The 17,281-nt window shown below is 63.2% G+C and carries 16 protein-coding genes and 1 tRNA gene; 16 read left to right on the plus strand and 1 reads right to left on the minus strand.

Annotated features, from left to right (window positions below; genetic code table 11):
• The first annotated feature begins 9 nt into the window (after positions 1-9).
• The 10 genes from OXC99_06135 (at position 10) to OXC99_06180 (ending at position 11,503) form a co-directional block, all read left to right on the plus strand.
• Positions 10-537, plus strand: a complete 528-nt coding sequence (locus OXC99_06135) for a hypothetical protein (GenBank protein MCY4624559.1) — start codon at positions 10-12, stop codon at positions 535-537.
• A 109-nt stretch (positions 538-646) separates the two neighbouring features.
• The gene (locus OXC99_06140) at positions 647-1,609 is read left to right on the plus strand and encodes an ATP-binding cassette domain-containing protein (protein ID MCY4624560.1); all 963 of its coding nucleotides are present in this window, start codon (positions 647-649) and stop codon (positions 1,607-1,609) included.
• A gap of 17 nt (positions 1,610-1,626) precedes the next feature.
• Entirely contained in the window at positions 1,627-2,388 is a 762-nt protein-coding gene (locus tag OXC99_06145; GenBank protein MCY4624561.1) for an ABC transporter permease subunit, read from the plus strand.
• A 1-nt stretch (position 2,389) separates the two neighbouring features.
• Complete coding sequence (locus OXC99_06150) at positions 2,390-4,066, plus strand: GldG family protein (protein ID MCY4624562.1); 1,677 nt, start codon at positions 2,390-2,392, stop codon at positions 4,064-4,066.
• Positions 4,067-4,105: 39 nt separating this feature from the next.
• Positions 4,106-5,098, plus strand: coding sequence for a DUF4340 domain-containing protein (locus OXC99_06155; protein ID MCY4624563.1), 993 nt, complete (start codon positions 4,106-4,108; stop codon positions 5,096-5,098).
• A gap of 84 nt (positions 5,099-5,182) precedes the next feature.
• Positions 5,183-6,418, plus strand: a complete 1,236-nt coding sequence (locus tag OXC99_06160; protein ID MCY4624564.1) for a competence/damage-inducible protein A — start codon at positions 5,183-5,185, stop codon at positions 6,416-6,418.
• Positions 6,419-6,514: 96 nt separating this feature from the next.
• Positions 6,515-7,546, plus strand: a complete 1,032-nt coding sequence (argC, locus tag OXC99_06165) for an N-acetyl-gamma-glutamyl-phosphate reductase (protein ID MCY4624565.1) — start codon at positions 6,515-6,517, stop codon at positions 7,544-7,546.
• Positions 7,547-7,618: 72 nt separating this feature from the next.
• A tRNA-Glu gene (locus OXC99_06170) sits at positions 7,619-7,695 on the plus strand.
• Between the two features lie 49 nt (positions 7,696-7,744).
• Positions 7,745-8,452, plus strand: coding sequence for an ABC transporter ATP-binding protein (locus OXC99_06175; GenBank protein ID MCY4624566.1), 708 nt, complete (start codon positions 7,745-7,747; stop codon positions 8,450-8,452).
• A 6-nt stretch (positions 8,453-8,458) separates the two neighbouring features.
• Positions 8,459-11,503, plus strand: a complete 3,045-nt coding sequence (locus tag OXC99_06180) for an FtsX-like permease family protein (protein ID MCY4624567.1) — start codon at positions 8,459-8,461, stop codon at positions 11,501-11,503.
• 63 nt (positions 11,504-11,566) lie between these two features.
• On the opposite strand, the gene OXC99_06185 is transcribed toward OXC99_06180, so the two are convergent.
• Entirely contained in the window at positions 11,567-11,947 is a 381-nt protein-coding gene (locus OXC99_06185) for a VOC family protein (GenBank protein ID MCY4624568.1), read from the minus strand.
• 123 nt (positions 11,948-12,070) lie between these two features.
• Here OXC99_06185 and OXC99_06190 point away from each other — a divergent pair, with 123 nt between their 5' ends.
• The 6 genes from OXC99_06190 to OXC99_06215 all read left to right on the plus strand — a co-directional run bounded on the left by OXC99_06190 (position 12,071) and on the right by OXC99_06215 (position 17,272).
• Complete coding sequence (locus OXC99_06190; GenBank protein MCY4624569.1) at positions 12,071-13,387, plus strand: Rieske 2Fe-2S domain-containing protein; 1,317 nt, start codon at positions 12,071-12,073, stop codon at positions 13,385-13,387.
• A 318-nt stretch (positions 13,388-13,705) separates the two neighbouring features.
• A complete protein-coding gene (locus OXC99_06195) occupies positions 13,706-14,677 on the plus strand; it encodes an ATP-binding cassette domain-containing protein (GenBank protein ID MCY4624570.1) in 972 nt (323 codons plus the stop codon).
• Positions 14,667-15,470, plus strand: coding sequence for an ABC transporter permease (locus OXC99_06200; protein MCY4624571.1), 804 nt, complete (start codon positions 14,667-14,669; stop codon positions 15,468-15,470). The genes OXC99_06195 and OXC99_06200 overlap by 11 nt, the downstream gene beginning before the upstream one ends.
• A gap of 82 nt (positions 15,471-15,552) precedes the next feature.
• Positions 15,553-16,086: a pyridoxamine 5'-phosphate oxidase family protein gene (locus OXC99_06205; GenBank protein ID MCY4624572.1), complete on the plus strand. Its 534-nt coding sequence runs from the start codon at positions 15,553-15,555 to the stop codon at positions 16,084-16,086.
• 25 nt (positions 16,087-16,111) lie between these two features.
• A complete protein-coding gene (locus OXC99_06210; protein MCY4624573.1) occupies positions 16,112-16,858 on the plus strand; it encodes an SDR family NAD(P)-dependent oxidoreductase in 747 nt (248 codons plus the stop codon).
• 54 nt (positions 16,859-16,912) lie between these two features.
• Positions 16,913-17,272: a cupin domain-containing protein gene (locus tag OXC99_06215; GenBank protein MCY4624574.1), complete on the plus strand. Its 360-nt coding sequence runs from the start codon at positions 16,913-16,915 to the stop codon at positions 17,270-17,272.
• Positions 17,273-17,281 lie beyond the last annotated feature (9 nt).

Raw genomic sequence — 17,281 nt, forward strand, 5'->3', positions numbered from 1 at the left:
CGTGTGCACGTGAGGTTCATTCGACACATAGCGTTGCTGACGGCTCTGGCCGCAGCGCTGACTACAGCCTGCGGCGACGACTCTTTGACGAGCATCACTCTGGCTGGACGAGGCCTGACGATGAACGTCTCCGAACTCCAGGTGGTCGACGGCCTCATTTACCAGGATGTTGACTCAGAGTTCTACAGTGTCGGGCCCGCGATGGAAGGGCACGACTTGATGGTGACGCGGGTGACCATCTGGAACACCCGCTCGGGTCTGCTCTCGCTCAACATCGACGAGGATTCCGGACGGCTGGACGGCACCGACGGTGAGCGGAGCTTCCCCGTCGACCCCTACGAGCGCCGCGTGAAACTCGACGCGCCACCGGCGGCGCTGAGCCCTCACCTGCCGTTCCTCTGGGGCCCGTCGGAACTGCCGCAGGACTTCAATATAAGCGGGTGGATGGTCTTTGAATTGCCTGTTGGCACGGAGATAGCGCAGCTGCGGTGGGAACAGGTGGACGCTCTGCGCTTTCCCATAGAGATTTCAGAGTGAGGCGCCGCATTGCAGCCCTAGCTAGCGACGCGATGAATCGGTATACTCAAGAGTTGTGCGCTGAGCCAAGGACACGCTCCGGCGCTACAGATTGAATGCAGGGAAGGTCATGCCGGACACGATGATTGAGGTCAAGGACCTCACGAAATATTACGGGGACAACCTCGCCGTGGACAACATTTCCTTCCACGTCGAGAAGGGCGAGGTTGTCGGCTTCCTTGGGCCCAACGGGTCCGGCAAGACGACGACCATGCGCATTCTCACCGGCTACCTGCCGCCTTCCACCGGGGCGGCGAGCATTGCAGGACACGACACGATGACGGGATCGCTGGAGGCGCGGCGGCACATCGGCTACCTGCCGGAGACGGTGCCGCTCTACACCGACATGACCGTCGAGGACTACCTGTCCTTCCTCGGCACCATCCGCGGGATGCGCGGCGACTACCTGAACAAGCGAATCGACATTGCGATTGAGCGCGTGAAGCTGGGCGACTACCGCAAGTCGCTCATTCACAAACTCTCGAAGGGCTACAGGCAGCGCACGGGTCTGGCCCAGGCCATCCTGCACGAGCCGGAGGTGCTCATCCTGGACGAGCCCACCGTCGGAATCGACCCGATCCAGGTGGTGGAGACCCGTGAGCTCATCAAGGAGCTCGGCAGGGAGCAGACGCTGCTGCTGAGCACGCACATCCTGCCGGAGGTGAGCGCAGTCTGCGAACGGGTGCTCATCATCAATGAGGGCATACTTGTGGCCGAGGACACGCCGGACAACCTTGCAGTCCGTCTGCGGGGAACCGAGCAGGTGCAGGCGGAGATTCGCGGCCCCAGCGCGGACGTCATTCGCGAGCTTCGCGCCCTGGAGGGCGTCACGAGCGCCCGGTACATCGACACCGCCACGGGCCCGCGCTACACGATCGAGTCGCCTTCCGGCAACGACCTGAGGGAGAAGATAGCGGAGATGGTGGTGATGCACGGCTGGGGGCTGCTGCAGCTCAGCATTGTCCCGATGAGCCTGGAGGAGATCTTTCTGGAGCTTACCACCGCCGACGATGAGGAGGGCGCGGCCCGTTGAACCGACCGACACTTTCAATGCCAAACGTTTCTACCGGCGGCATTATGGCGTACATGTTGTCCACATGGCGCAACACGTTCGCCATTTTCTGGAAGGAGACCAAGACCTACTTCACGTCACCGATGGCTTACATCATCGGCGGCGTGTTCCTGGCCATCACCGGCTACCTCTTCGTCTCCAGCATCAGCGTGGCTTTCCCGGAGGCGAGCATCCGCGGCTGGCTGGACCCCAGCACGACCGTCTTTGTGCTGTGGGCGCCCGCCATCACGATGAGGCTATTGGCGGAGGAGCAGAAGCTGGGCACGCTGGAACTGCTGATGACCTCTCCCATCCGCGACTACGAGATCGTGCTGGGCAAGTTCGCGGCGGTGATGGCCATTCTCCTCGCGACGCTGGTCCTGACCCTGTTCTACACGCTGTTGCTCGTGCTCTACGGCGACCCGGACCTGGGGCCGATTCTCACCGGCTACCTCGGCATCATCTTGTTTGGCGGCGCAAGCCTGTCCATCGGGCTGCTGGCGTCGTCGCTTACGAGCAACCAGGTGGTGGCGGCCATCGTGAGCTTCGGAACGCTGTTGCTCATGGTGCTCACGAACCAGGCTGCGGACATCACCTCGGGCGTTGCCGCGCAGGTGCTCGAGGGGGTCTCCCTCAGCGGGCACTTCGACGACTTCTCCCGGGGCATCCTCGACACCAACAACGTGGTCTATTACCTGAGCGTGATGGCCTTCTTCCTCTTCCTTACCATCCGAAACATTGAGTCAAGGCGGTGGAGATAAGATGGCGGAACAGGATCTCCAACGCGTGAGCCTTTGGGAACGGATCAAGGGCATCCTTTCCGCGGCGGCGCTCTTGCTCGCCATCGTCGGCGGGGTGGCGCTGCTGGGCGGCTTTGCTCTCTGGCTCTGGGCAGACGACCTCAGGACAACCGGCACCTACATGATGATTGCCGGCGCCGTCGTCCTTCTGATTGCCGCGGTCTTCTCCTCGGTGAACATCCGGGAAGCGCTCGCAGGGCAGCGGGGCCGGTTTGCTATCAATGCCATCCTCATGGTCGTGGCCTTCACCGGCATCGTGGTTTTCTTCAATTTCATCAGCTACCACAATGTTGCCCGAGCCGACCTGACCGCGTCCAAGCAGTTCTCGCTGGCCCAGCAGACGACACAGGTGCTGGACGACCTGACAGAAAATGTCCATGCGACCGCATTCTTCATCCCTGACAGGCCAACCGATGAAGCCAATCGTCAGCTGGCCGACGACTTGATGTTCGAGTTTCAGCGGCGGTCCAACCGGACGTTCACGTATGAGTTTGTCGACCCAGAGGGCGATCCGGGACGTGCAGAGGTGTACGGCCTTTCCCAGTTCCCCTCCATCGTCTTCCAGGCACAGGATTCCGGCCAGGCCGTTGTGCTGTCAGTCCCGCCGCTGTCCGAACAGGACCTCACCAGCATGCTGCTCATCGTCACAGGCGAGCAACAGAAGCGGGTCTACTTCGTGACGGGCCACGGCGAGAAGGACGCCATCAACCAGGACCCGGAGGACCCCCAGGGCTTCGCCTTCGCGGGTAGGGGTGTACTCGCAGACAGCTACTCGGTGGACACGCTGAACCTGGCTCAGGTGGGTACGATTCCCGAGGATGCGGCGGTGCTGGTATTCCCGGGACCATCGCGAAACATGTCCATCCAGGAGTTTGACTCCTTTGACGCGTGGCTCAGGAACGGCGGACGTGCGATATTCCTCGTAGACCCGCCGGTGCCGAACAGCGTACGCACGCTGCTGGAGCCGTGGGGAATCGCGCTCGGCGGCGACACGATTGTGGACCCGGGCAGCTCCCTGCATCAGGCGCTGCGGACCCCGCTGCTCCAGAGCGGCCAGTTCAACCGGCAGACCAGCATCACCCGCGATCTGGATACGGTGCTCATGCCGCTCTCCACGCCCATCGAAATCAGCGTCGAGCCGGAGAAGGTGCCGCCATGGGTGGAGTACGTTCCGCTGGCGCGGTCGACGCTGCTGAGCTGGAAGACCTCCGACCCGGAGAGCGAGGACTTCAACCCGGAGAGAGGCGACACCATCGGCCCGTTCGACGTTGGAATGGTCGTACACGCGTGCGGCATCGTCGGCGAGGAGATCGACACGGTGATCGCGGTGGCGGGCCGCAGCCGCGAGTGCATCTCCGCGGAGGGCACGCGGAAGCCGACGACCATCGCGATCTTCGGCGACTCGGACTTTGCGGCGAACCGCTATTCGCCGTACTCCACCAACCTCGACTTCTTCCTGAACGCGGTCAATTACGTGGCGGAGGACTACAACCTCATCTCCATCCGGCCAAAGCCCTTCGCCTTCCGTGAGCTGGTTGTGACCAGCCAGGAGTTCGACTTCATCCGCTTCTCCAGCTGGTTCCTGCTGCCCGCCGCCGTTGGCCTTGCCAGCATTGCGGTCTGGTGGCGCCGGCGGTGATGCGGGAGACCAAGACGACATGACGGAGCCCCGCCGAGCATGAACACTACCGCAACGGCTGTATTGGTGGCCATCCTGGTGATTGTTGCCGGGCTGTGGTTCTTTGTCCTGGGCGAAACAGAGGAAGCGCCGGAACCCTCAGATAACTTCTGGTTCTACAAGATTGAGGAAGACGACATCGAGTTCATTGGCATCACGACGGAGGACACCGCAGGCGCCTTCTCCTATCGCGACGGCGAGGGCTGGTTCTTCGACGGCGAGAAGCAACCCCCCGTGGAACTTGCCCGCTGGGGCGGCGTCACGCTGGTGCTCAGCGGCCCGCGGGCGCGCCGCGTGCTGGCGGAGGAGATTGAAGACTACAAGACGTACGGCCTCGACCCGCCGTCGACGGTGCTCGACCTCGGCCTGACCAACGGCCGCTCATTGCAGCTGTACCTGGGCAAGCAGACACCCGACGGGACCGGTTACTATGCCTACCAGCGCGATGACGACAATCTTTACGTCATTGAGTCCGTTTGGGGAGAGGTGCTGCGCCGGCTGGCCTTTGAGCCTCCCTACCCGCAATGGTATTACCGGCTGGACCCGGCGCGCGTGCTCTATCTCGGCGTGACAAAGGGCGAAGTCACCTCTGATTTCGTGACCGAATCGACGGGCTGGCGCTTCGCCAATCCGGAGCGCACGGCCATTGACGAGAACCGCTGGGCCGAAATCCTGCCGCTGCTGGACGGCCCCGACTTCCTCGGCATTGAGGCGGAACACATCAACGACCTGGCAAAGTACGGCCTGCTGGAGCCGAGGGCAGTCATCGTCATCGAATACCTGCCTCCCCAGGGCATTGAATCCTCCAACTGGGAGAGCATCCTGGAGATAGGCGACCCGACTCCAGAGGGTGACAGGTACTATGCCCGCGCGCAGGGACAGCCATTCCTTCTCGTCCTGGACGCCCCCTGGTTCGAGACTATGGAGCGCCTTGTGGACGAGCCGCCAATCCCCGAGGAGACTGCGGCTGAGGCCACACCCGCGGCCCAGTAGCGTCCCTGCCCGCTCCCTTGGCTAGCTCAAGACGCTCCCCTATACTCACCGTGTCCATTACCTGCACTTGAGGGGGATTCCCGCATGCGCGCTGAGATACTCGCCTTTGGCACCGAGCTCCTCATGGGGGAGACCCTTGACACCAACTCCGCCCACATCGCCGCCCGCCTGCCCGCCCTTGGCATCGACCTGCACACCGTCACCATCATGGGCGACGAGATGGGCGAGATGGTGGAGATGTTCCACAGGTGCATGGAGCGCTCAGACCTGATCATCTGCACGGGCGGACTTGGCCCCACGAAGGACGACCTCACCCGAGAGGCCATTGCCGAGACGTTTGGCGAGACCATCACCTTCGACCCTGACCTCATCACTGCCATGGAGCGGAACTTCCGCAACCGCGGACAGGAGATGCCTGAAACCAACAAGAAGCAGGCAGGCGTCATCCCCTCCGTCACCGTGCTGCCCAATCCCCGAGGCACGGCGCCGGGCTGGTGGGCGGAGAAGGGCGGCAAGATCATCATCGCGATGCCGGGCGTACCCGGAGAGATGGTGCTGATGTGGGAGCATCAGGCCGCGCCGAGGCTCAAGGAGCGAGCGCAGGGCACTGTCATTATGTCCCGCACTTTCAAGACCATCGGGCTGGGCGAGGCGGCCGTCGGGGAGTACGTCGGCTCGCTATTCGGGCGTGATAACCCGTACCTCGGCATCTATGCGCGGCAGGATGGCATTCATCTGCGCATTATCGCGCGGGCCGCGAACCAGGAGGAGGCGCTTGAGCTCATCGAGCCGATGGAGGCGGAGATACGCCAAGCGCTGGACTTCGCCATCTGGGGCGTCGACGGCGAGACGCCGGAGGAGCGCGTCGGCGCGCTGCTGAGCGACCGCGGACTAACGCTGGCAGCTATGGAATCGTGCACGGGCGGCCTGCTGGCGAGCACCGTCACTGACGTTCCCGGGGCGTCGGGCTACTTCAAGGGCAGCCTTGTCACCTACGCAACCGAGGTCAAGTCAATTGCGGGCGTCGACCCCGCGCTCATAGAGGAGCACGGGGTAGTGAGCGCCGAAGTTGCCGGGGCCATGGCCAAGGCTGTGAGGGAGGCGCTCGACGCCGACGTGGGCATTGGCATCACGGGCGTCGCCGGGCCGGGCCCGCAGGACGGTATACCGGCGGGCACCGTGTATGCGGGAGTCGCCATGGACGGCGCGGTCGAGAGCACGGTCATGCGCTTCCCGCCGGACCGGCCGCTCGTCAAGCGTCGAGCCGTCGTCATGGCGCTGCTGCAGGTGTACCGCATGCTCCTGGAGCGAAACGGATAGACGATTTTCGTTGCGGGCGCCACGCCTTACGCAATATACTCGTAATGCACGAAACAACGCTGATTGCTTTGTCCGGCGAGCTGCCTGGGAGGACCCATGAAGGTTGGCATTCTGAACGTCACCGGCTATGCGGGCAGTGAGCTCGCACGCATTCTTGCGCACCACCCGGAGGCCGAGATGGTCGCCGTGACGGGGCGCAGCGCTGCGGGCCAGCGACTGGCAGAGGTGTTCCCGCACCTGGCGGCAACCGACCTCCCCATTATGGAAGAGATTGAGGAGAGCGTTGACATCGTCTTTTCCGCGCTGCCGCACAAGGCCAGCGCCGAGGCGTGCGGGCCCTTCTACAAGCAGGGGATCAAGGTCGTCGACATCAGCGCGGACTTTCGCCTGAAGAGCCTGCCGGAGTACGAGTCGTGGTACAACGTGCAGCACCCGTTCCCCGAGCTGATTGAGGAGGCGGTCTACGGCCTCACGGAGCTCCACCGGCAGGAGGTAGCGGCGGCGGGACTCGTGGCGAACCCGGGATGCTACCCCACCGGCGCAATCCTCGCGCTGGCGCCCGCCGTCAAGGCAGGCATCATCGAGCCCAACGTCGTCGTCGACGGCAAGTCGGGCGTGTCCGGCGCGGGGCGGGGCCTCGCCCTGAGCACCCACTACTCGGAGGTCAACGAGAGCGTGCGGGCCTACTCGATGGATGGCCACCGCCATCTGCCGGAGATCACCCAGGAGCTGCGCCCCGACAACGGCACGGAGCCGCGCGTCACCTTCCTCCCGCACCTGATACCCATGACGCGGGGCATCCTGAGCAGCTGCTACGCCGACCTGAATCCCGGCGCGCTGCCCAATGGCGGGGAGGCGGCCGCAGCTCTCTTCGAGGTCTACCGCGACTTCTACCGCGACGAGCCGTTCGTGAAGGTCGTCGACCAGCCGCCGCACACCAAGCACCCCCTCGGCAACAACGACTGCCTCGTCTACCCGGCCATCGACCCGCGCACGGACCGGCTCACGGTAGTCAGCGCGATCGACAACCTCGTGAAGGGCGCCGCGGGCCAGGCCGTGCAGAACATGAACCTCATGTTCGGGCTGCCGGAGGCCATGGGCCTGGAAACCCTTGCCCTGTACCCGTAACCAAGCCGACAATTGAATGAGTGACGTTGGCTGCAAGTCTCCCTTACAGGACCAGCCCCAACGTATTAGAATGCCCCCATGGTCTAGCGGCCGAGGACGCCACCCTTTCAAGGTGGAGATCGCGGGTTCGAATCCCGCTGGGGGCACCACTTTCAGCCCTTCAATCCGGGCGACTCACTGTGGTACGGGGGATGTGGTATGGCATCGGATGCGATTCCAGTTGTTGCCGCCAGGGACGTGCACAAGACCTATGGGACCGGTGAGGTGCAGGTGCATGTGCTGAAGGGCGTCAGCCTGAGCATTCAGCGGGGCGAGATGGTCGCCATCATGGGTCCAAGCGGCGGCGGCAAGACTACCCTCCTCAACTGCCTCTCAGGTCTGGACGACATCGATTCCGGCATAATCTCCATCGGCGGGTCCGACCTTGCCAAGATGAACGACACAGAGAAAACCCGCTTTCGCGCGACCAAGATGGGCTACATCTTCCAGTCCTTCAACCTTCTTCCCGTGCTCACTGCCCTTGAAAACGTGGAGATGCCCTTGTTGATATCGGGCTTTCCGGAGAAGGAGTCGCGGGAAAAGGCGCGGACCGCACTCGACCTTGTAGGCCTGGCGCAGCGTTCGGGCCACTATCCGGCGGAGATGTCCGGCGGGCAGCAACAGCGTGTGACCATCGCCCGCGCGCTGGTGAACCAGCCGGAGATCGTGTGGGCGGACGAGCCGACGGGCAACCTGGACAGCGAGAACGCGCAAGAGGTGATGGACCTGCTCATCCGGCTGAACCGTGAGCTGAACAACACGTTCGTCATCATCACGCACTCGGACTCCGTGGCGGAGCAGTCTCACCGCACAATCCGGATGCGCGACGGCCTTGTCGTGGACGACGGACTGGGCGGGAGCGCGTAGTCCGCCATGGACGAGCTGTTTGGCGCGCCGGTCACGAGCATTGCGGCCGCGTTGGCTGTTCTCTTTACCATCGCGGTCCTCTTCCTTGTCTATATTCGAGTGCGAAGTCCCATCCTTGTCCGCATGGCCTTTCGCAATGTGCTCCGCAGGCCTGGCCAGAGCCTGCTCATCATTATGGGCCTGATGCTTGCGACGGCCATCATCTCAATCGCGTTTACCATTGGCGATTCCGTGTCCTACAGCATCAAGAACGCAGCAACGGAATCGCTCCGCAACGTCGACGAATTGATAACGGTGGACCCGGAGTCGGAGTTGTGGAAGGGCCGCACGCTTCCCGATGGCTTCGGCGAGGCGAGCGTTGAGGGACTGCTGGCGGACCTGCAGGCGGACCAGGACGTCGACGGCGTGCTGCCGGCGCTGTCCGTGAGCGTCGCCGTCACTAACCCGGCAACGCGCCAGTTCGAATCAAGGGTGGAGTTGTCCGGGATTGATCCCGATTTGGCGAATGACTTCGAGCAACTCCACGACACTGCAGGAGCCCCCGTCAACCTGAATGGGCTGGGCGCCGACGAGGTCTATCTCACCCGGCAGGCCGCGGAATCGCTGCAAGCCGGGGCGGGAGACACCGTACAAGTGGTGCTCGGGCCGGGGCAGTACGTCCCTGTATCCGTCGTGGGCGTCATTGATGAATACTTCGCGCGGCCCAACGGCACTGACGTTACCCTGGTGATGCCGCTCGCCGCGGCGCAGTCCTTACTGGGACGACCGGGAGAGGTGAACGCTGTCCTCATCTCCAACGACGGCGACGTCAACTCCGGCGTCGAGCTTACTTCCACGATTGTCGAACGCTATGAGCAGCGTGACGACCTGGCGGGCCAAGGTCTCCATCTGGTGACTCTGAAGCAAGAAGTTGTGGACAGGGCCAATGAGGTTGGCGGCCTGTTTGTCTCACTCTTCACCACATTCGGGCTCTTTTCCATCGGCGTTGGACTGTTGCTGATATTCCTGATCTTCTCCATGCTTGCGGCGGAGCGTAAGAGCGAAATGGGAATGGCCCGCGCGGTGGGGATGCAGCGCGGGCACCTGATACGCATGTTCACTTTCGAGGGATCCATTTACGGCATCGGGTCCGCAATGGTTGGCGCGGTCATCGGCGTCGGACTCGGGTACTTGCTTGTGCTGGTCGTCGATGCCATTTTTGGCGGGACTGAGACTGGTGGGGGCTACTTCTACAACTTCCATTTCGAACCGCTGGGGCTTGTGATTGCATTCCTGGCGGGCAGCGTGCTCACCTTTACGACGGTCGTGGCGGCATCGCGGGGAATCAGCAGGCTCAACATCGTCCGCGCCATCCGGGACCTGCCGGAGCCGGAGGTGTCCGGTTCACGGAACCGGCTCCTCATTCAGGGCGTCATCATCGCCGTCTTGGGTGTGCTGATTGCGGTGGGAGCGCTGCAGGACCTGCAGATTGTCAATCTGGGTCTTGGGATATCCTTCTTCATCATAGGCATTGCCATGGCGGTCCGTTCGCGGGGCGCGTCCGCGCGATGGACCTACACGGCCACCGGTCTGATCCTGGTTGTTTACTGGTTGATCCCACACGAACTGTTCAGTTTCATCAGTGAAGAATGGAATGAGGACATTTCCGGCTTCTTTGTCACCGGAGTGTTCATTGTCACCGGCGCAGTTTTGGCGACCGTCAACAACTCGACCTTCGTGCTGGTTTTGATGACCGGCACCTTTGGCCGCATCCGCAGGCTCTCTCCTATCATCAAGTCCGCCGTGTCCTATCCGATGCGGTATGGCTACAGGACCGGCATGTCGCTCGCTATGTTTGCCATCGTCATCTTCTCCGTTACGGCAATGGCTACCCTGGTGGCTGTGATGGACAATCTGTACGGGGACCAGGACCGACTCGCCGGCGGCTACGAGGTTACCGCAGTGGTCCGCTCCCACCTGAACCTGATTGAAGACCTGGGGGCGGCGGTAGACGCCAGCACGGCGCGGGACGTCATCGAGTACGCAAATGGAGAGCCCTCCGTGGGCACCATACGCTCGGCCAGCGGCGCCGAGGCCCGGCTGGCGTCCAGCGTCGACGGCGAGACTGAGCATACGTTCATCACCGGTCTCGACGACGATTTCATCGCAAGCAACGGCTTCGACATCGCCCTGACTACGGCAGAGTATACGGCGGACGGCGAAGTTGACTCTGCGGCGGTATGGCAAGCCCTGCGAGACAACCCGGGGACGGCCGTCGTCAACGCCCTCCTGGTGCCGGCCCGCAATCAGGTCGCGTTTCAACTTGTTGAGGAGCAGTTCACGCTGCACGAGGTAGAGGGCCTCTTTCTTGAGAACGAGGTCATGGACCCCATCCCCATCGTCATTCAGGATGAGGACACCGGAGAGATTCTGGAGCTCACGGTAATAGCGGTCCTGGACAACTTTGCGTCTTCTGACGGTCCGCTGCCCAGCGGATTTCTCACGTCCACTCAGTCCTTCGTGGATATGCCGGACGCCAGCCAGTATTTCTTCAATGTGAAAGGCGATACAGCGGAGGCTGCACAGACCATTGAAGCGGCCTTCTTTGAGAATGGGATTGAGTCGATTGACCTTCAGGCGTTGATTGCCGAGTTGCAGGCGGTGCGCAAGGCCCTGTTCAACATGATGGTGGGCTTCATGCTTCTGGGCCTGGTAGTGGGCATCGTGGCTCTGGGCTTCATCAGCGCCCGCACCGTCGTTGAGCGCCGCCAGGCGATTGGCGTCCTTCGGGCCATCGGTTTCTCCAGGGGCATGGTGCAACTGAGCTTCCTGATTGAGTCCTCTTTCGTTGCCCTGCTGGGCATAGGGCTTGGCGTAGGGCTCGGGCTCTTGGCCTCAGTGAATTTGGTCAACGAGATTCGGTCAGAGGAGCCTTCGCTTGAGTTCGTCATACCGTGGGTGAATATAGCGCTCATCGCGCTGACTGCCTACTTCTTCACGCTGTTGACCACCGTGTTGCCGGCGAGACAGGCGGCGGCAGTCGCACCCGCAGAAGCGCTGCGGTACGAGTAAGGCGAATGCCTCGGAAGCGCCCCTCCGCAGACTCAGGGCGAACGGCTGTCGTTTTCTATTGCGCTAGTCCCGCTCCAGCAGCTCGATGCGCACGTTGCCCGGCGCCTTCACGAAGGCGATCTTTACTCCGGGCCGTAGCTGGAACGGCTCTGTCGAGAACTCCGCGCCCTTGGCCTTCAGTTCCTCAGCGGCGGTGAATATGTCGTCCACGCGCAGGCCGAAGTGATCGAGGCCGGTGTAGGGCTCGCTGGGGCCCTCAGGCACGTTATCGCCGGCCCGGGCGATGAAGATGGTCAGGCCGTTGAGGTCCAGGTCCACACGGGGCTGGCCGTCGGACTGAACGGACTCGAGCACCTCGGCGCCGAACATCGTCTCGAAATAGCGCGCCGTCGCCATGGGGTCCCGGCTGCGCAGGTGCATGTGGTCGTACGTGTACATGGTCATGGCACTCCTCCATCATCGGATGGCGGGAGGCTAGCACGGGCGCCTCTGGCGGGCAAGCCGCGTCCTTGACTGCGCTTCTGACGCTCCATAGACTACAAACAATACGACTCCAAGGAGGAGCGGATGCTCTCACAGCACGACAACGAGACTCTCACTCGCGTAGGCCCAGGAACCCCGATGGGCGAACTGCTGCGTGAATACTGGATACCCGCGATGCTCTCGACGGAGCTGCCGGACCCGGACTGCCCTCCCGTGCGCGTACGGCTGCTCGGCGAGGACCTCGTCGCATTCCGCGACACCGACGGCAAGCTGGGCCTCATCGACAACTACTGTCCGCACCGCCGGGCAAGCCTGTTCTTCGGACGCAACGAGGAGTGCGGGCTTCGCTGCGTGTACCACGGCTGGAAGTTCGATGTGAACGGCGACTGCGTCGACATGCCCTCGGAGCCGGCAGAGAGCAACTTCAAGGACAAGGTGAAGATCAAGGCCTACAGGATGGTTGAGCGCAACGGCATGATCTGGGCGTACATGGGTCCTCGCGCGGTCCCGCCGCCGCTGCCGGACATCGAGCCGAACATGATGGAAGAGAGCGTAGACTCCAACTCGGCCGGGCTGCGGGAGTGCAACTGGGTGCAGGCGATGGAGGGCGACATAGACACGGCCCACCTGAGCTTCCTGCACCTTGGCAAGGTCTCGGCGGAGGACGTGCAGCCAGGTACGTTCGACTACTACAACCAGAAGGACAAGGCGCCCCATTACAAGGTTGTCGAGACGGATTACGGCACCATGTACGGCGCGTACCGCCCCGCGGAGGAGGACTCCTACTACTGGCGTGTCGCCCAGTTCATGATGCCCTTCTACACGATTCCACCAGAGGGGCGCCTGGGGCAGAAGATTGGCGTGCGGTGCTGGGTGCCCGTGGATGACAACCACACCATGTTCATGAGCATGTCAGTACGCAACACCAACAGTTCCATGGCGCGCAAGACCGTCGACGGACAGCCGATTGTGGGGCTGGGCGGCGCGCGCGGGAAGCGCCCCGACGGCACTGGATGGCTGGAGCGGCACCGCTTTGAAGCCAACAAGGAAAATGACTACTTCATTGACCGGGACGCGCAGAAGAGCAAGAGCTTCACGGGCATCGTTGGCATCCACATACAGGACCAGGCGATCACGGAGAGCATGGACCCCGTGGTCGACCGCTCCCGGGAGCGGCTCGGCACCAGCGACGGCATGATCATCAAGACACGGCAGCGGCTCATCAACGCGGCCCGCTCGCTGCAGGAGGGCGTGTCTGCGCCCGCTGTCGACAACCCGGAGCTCTACCGCGTGCGGTCGGGCGGGGTTATCCTCCCACGCGCCGCCGACTGGATCGAGGCGACGGAGGAATTGCGCAAGGCCTTCGTCGTCCACCCGGGCATTGAGAACACCACGTCCTAGCCACGATCATACGCGGCAGCAGGGGGGCGCGCACCGCAAGGGCGCGCCCCCCTGTTTCAGGACCGGCACACATTCAAGTTGTCTATACGTTGCCAACTGTTGCGTCCGTTCTATCTGGCAAACAGCCTTCACGTGAACTTCTACGAAAGCCGGCTTGAACGGCCCTACGTTCGGGACTTGCTCGCTTGCCGGTAGCGCGCGAGCAGTCATCTCATTCCCACGCGGAATCCTGTAATTCCATATTTGGTATTGCGCCTGTCGACCCTCACTTCGTACACTGGATGAGTCAAGGTTAACTTCTGGATTGGAAGCACCGAATTGAACGACTGGGCTATCTATGCGTCCACAATCTCCCGGTCTTTTGGCGACGTAAAGGCGGTCAACGCGGTAGACCTCGCCATCCCTAGGGGCGAGGTCTACGGCTTCCTGGGGCCGAACGGCGCCGGCAAGACCACCCTCGTGCGCATGCTGATCACGCTGCTGCTCCCGACCGCGGGGCAGGCGTGGGTGGTCGGCCATGAGCTCGTATCGGACGCCAAGGAGATACGGCTGCGCATTGGCGCCGCGCTACAGGATACGGCCCTGGACCCGAAGCAGACCGGCGTCGAGTTTCTCCGATTGCAGGGGTTCCTGTATGGGCTCACCGGCAGGGAAGTGCGGCAGCGCGTCGACGACCTGGCGTCGCTGGTGGACATCGGCGACGCGCTCTCGCGCAGCATCGGCACCTACTCGGGCGGCATGAAGCGGCGGCTTGACCTGGCCGCGGCCATGATCCACAACCCGGAGGTCCTGTTCCTCGATGAGCCGACGACCGGCCTTGACCCGATCAGCCGCCGCCGCGTATGGGAGGAGATCCAACGTGTCAACAAAGCGCTGGGCGTCACCATCTTCCTCACGACACAGTATCTTGAAGAGGCCGACATGCTGGCCGACCGCGTCGGGATCATCAACCAGGGCGTGCTCGCGGCCGAGGGCACGCCGCCCGATCTGAAGCGGTCGCTCGGGTCCGACGTGATCATTGCGACGGTGGATGGCGACGCGGAAGAGGCGCGGCTGGCGGTCGGGAGTCTGCCGGCCATTGAGCAGGTGGACGTGTACGGCAACGAGGTCGTCGTCCGCGTGTCCAACGGCGCGGCGCAGATCGGGGCCATCGCGCTCGCACTGAACCAGAACGGTGCCGAGATCCGCGAGATACGCATGCATACCCCAACCCTCGACGACGTTTTCCTCAGTGTCACGGGCGAGCGATTCGAGGAGGTTGGAACGGAGGAGTCAGCAGATGGCGAGTAGCCAATTAGCCGCGACGGAGGTACGCGCCCGGCACGCGGGGTTTCACCGGGACGTGATGTCCGTGGCCGGCCGTGCGCTCCGTTCCATTCCAAGGGACCCGGAGGCCATCTACCCGGCGCTGGTCATCCCTATCTTCTTCTTTGCCGTAAACATCGGCGCGCTGCAGGACCTGGCCGAGGATATCCCCGGGCTGGATTACAAGGCATTCCAGCTCCCGGTAGCCATCATCTTTGCGGTGACCGGCATCTCCCGCGCCATCACCCTGGTCACGGACATCCAGACCGGCTATTTCGACCGGCTCGCACTGACGCCGGTCAGCCGGTTCTCATTGTTGCTCGGGCTCATGGTGGCCGACATTGCGCTGGTGGTCGCGCTGACTATCCCGGTGCTTATCCTGGGATTCATCGTGGGGGTGCGTTTTGAAAGCGGCATGCTGGGGATACTTCTGTTCATCGCCATGGCCGGCGCGTGGGGTCTGGCGTTCACCGGCTTCCCATACGCCATCGCCCTGAAGACAGGCAATCCCGCCGCGGTCAACGTGAGCTTCCTGATATTCTTCCCGTTCGTGTTCCTGACCACCATTTTTGTGCCGCTGGAGGCCATGACCGGCTGGCTCCAGGCCATCGCCACCTACAACCCGGTCACATACCTGCTCGAAGGCCTGCGCTCCCTGGTCACCGACGACTGGAACTGGCCGATGATCCTGCAGGGGCTGGGGGCCATCGTGCTGGTGGGCGCGGTGAGCATGACGCTGGCCTTTCTCGCGCTCGTGGGCCGGGCGAGGCGGGCGTAGGCGGACGGCATTCCGCACCGGTGGACGCTCTTGATACCCGTTGCTATCATGGGCCACGATTGACCTTGCGAGGAGGCGTCCTGTGGCAACGTATTTCCGCGCGATCACGGACGAACAGGCGGACCTGATTCGGAATGCCCACCTCTTCTTCGTGGCGAGCGCGGACCCGGCGCTCGGCGAGGGGCCGGAGGGTGTTGGGCCCGTCAACCTGTCGCCCAAGGGCGGCGTGCCGCTGCACGTGCTTGGCCCCAACAAGGTCGCCTACCTGGACTTCGGCGGCAGCGGCAACGAGACGGCGCGGCATGCCTCAGCCGGCGGCCCCATGACGGTGATGGTGTGCTCGTTCGAGCAGGAAAACGCCGCAGTCGTCAGGCTTTTCGGCAAGGCCACAGTCACACCTCTGGAAGAGTCGCCCCTCGCCGCAATGCTTACGGAGGACAGCGGGGACGAGACTATGGGGATGCGGAAGCGGCAGGCTATCGTCGTCGAGGTAGACAGCACCGTCACAAGCTGCGGCTACGGCGTGCCGATGCTGGAGTACGTGTCCCAGCGCACGCCGGAGCAACGAGGGACAGCCTACAAGCCGCCGAGGCGAGCGGCGGCAGGAACCGCCTAGACAAAACCAGGGAGGAACCACACGTATGAGAGGTCTTCAGGGACGAGTGGCCGTCGTGACCGGCGCACACGGCGGCATGGGATCTGCCGCCGCGATTCGGCTCGGCGAGGAGGGCGTCAAGGTCGCAGCGCTCGACATCAAGGACTGCGGCGACACCATCGCGGCCATAGCCGCGGCGGGCGGCGATGCGCAGGCGTGGGTCTGCGACACCACGAACGAGGAGCAACTTGCACAGGTCATGCAGGAAGTCGCTGAGCGCTTTGGGGGCATCAACATCCTCGTCAACAACGCCGGGCTGCTCTCGCCACGCGTCCACTTCATGGACTGGAAGACCGAGGACGTCGAGCGGTTCATGCATGTGAACTACATGGGCTACGTACACACCACTCGCGCCGCGTACAACTACATCAAGGAAAGCGGCAACGGGCGCATCATCAACGTCGCGTCGCGCACCACCTTTGCGGGCGCGCCGGGGCAGTTTCCGTACACGGCCAGCAAGGGCGCCATCCAGGGCCTGACGTGGACGCTGTGCAAGGAGGCCGGCGCGGACGGCATCACGGTGAACGCCGTCATGCCGGGGCAGGTCGCGACGCCCGGCACCATGGCACACTCGGACGAGGAGGCGTTCAACCGCACGATGCAGAACCAGGCGATCAAGGAGCGCGTCTACCCGGAGCACCTGGCGGCGCTCATTGCGTTCATGGCGAGCGACGACGCCGCGATGATCAGCGGCCAGAGCATCGTGTGCGACGGCGGCGGGCTGATGCGGTAATTTGCCCCTGAACTCGGCGATGGGCCGGGCCAGGCAGAACGTAAGGAGGACATGATGAAGAAGTCCAGGATCAGCGAGGTCCCGAAGGAGTCCGCGGCGTCAGCGCTCTTCACCAGTGAAGACGTCTACCGCCAGCCCCTCGCGCCGGACAGCACCGACTTCAACGCGTCGGTCGTCGGCTTCGGGCATGGCGTGCGGAACAAGTTCCACACGCACACGAGCGACCAACTGCTCATCGTCACCCACGGCAAGGGCGTCTTTGCGACGGAGGGCGAGCAGGTGGAGCTGGAGCCCGGCGACGTGATCTTCTCCCCCGGCGGCGAGAAGCACTGGCACGGCGCGGACGGCGAGCACGACTTCGCGCACATCACCGTCACACGCAAGGACAGCGTCACGACGCAGCACGAGGAGTAGGGGAACAGC

The sequence above is a fragment of the Chloroflexota bacterium genome, assembly GCA_026713825.1.
In the GTDB taxonomy this organism is placed as follows: domain Bacteria; phylum Chloroflexota; class Dehalococcoidia; order Lucifugimonadales; family UBA1127; genus UBA1127.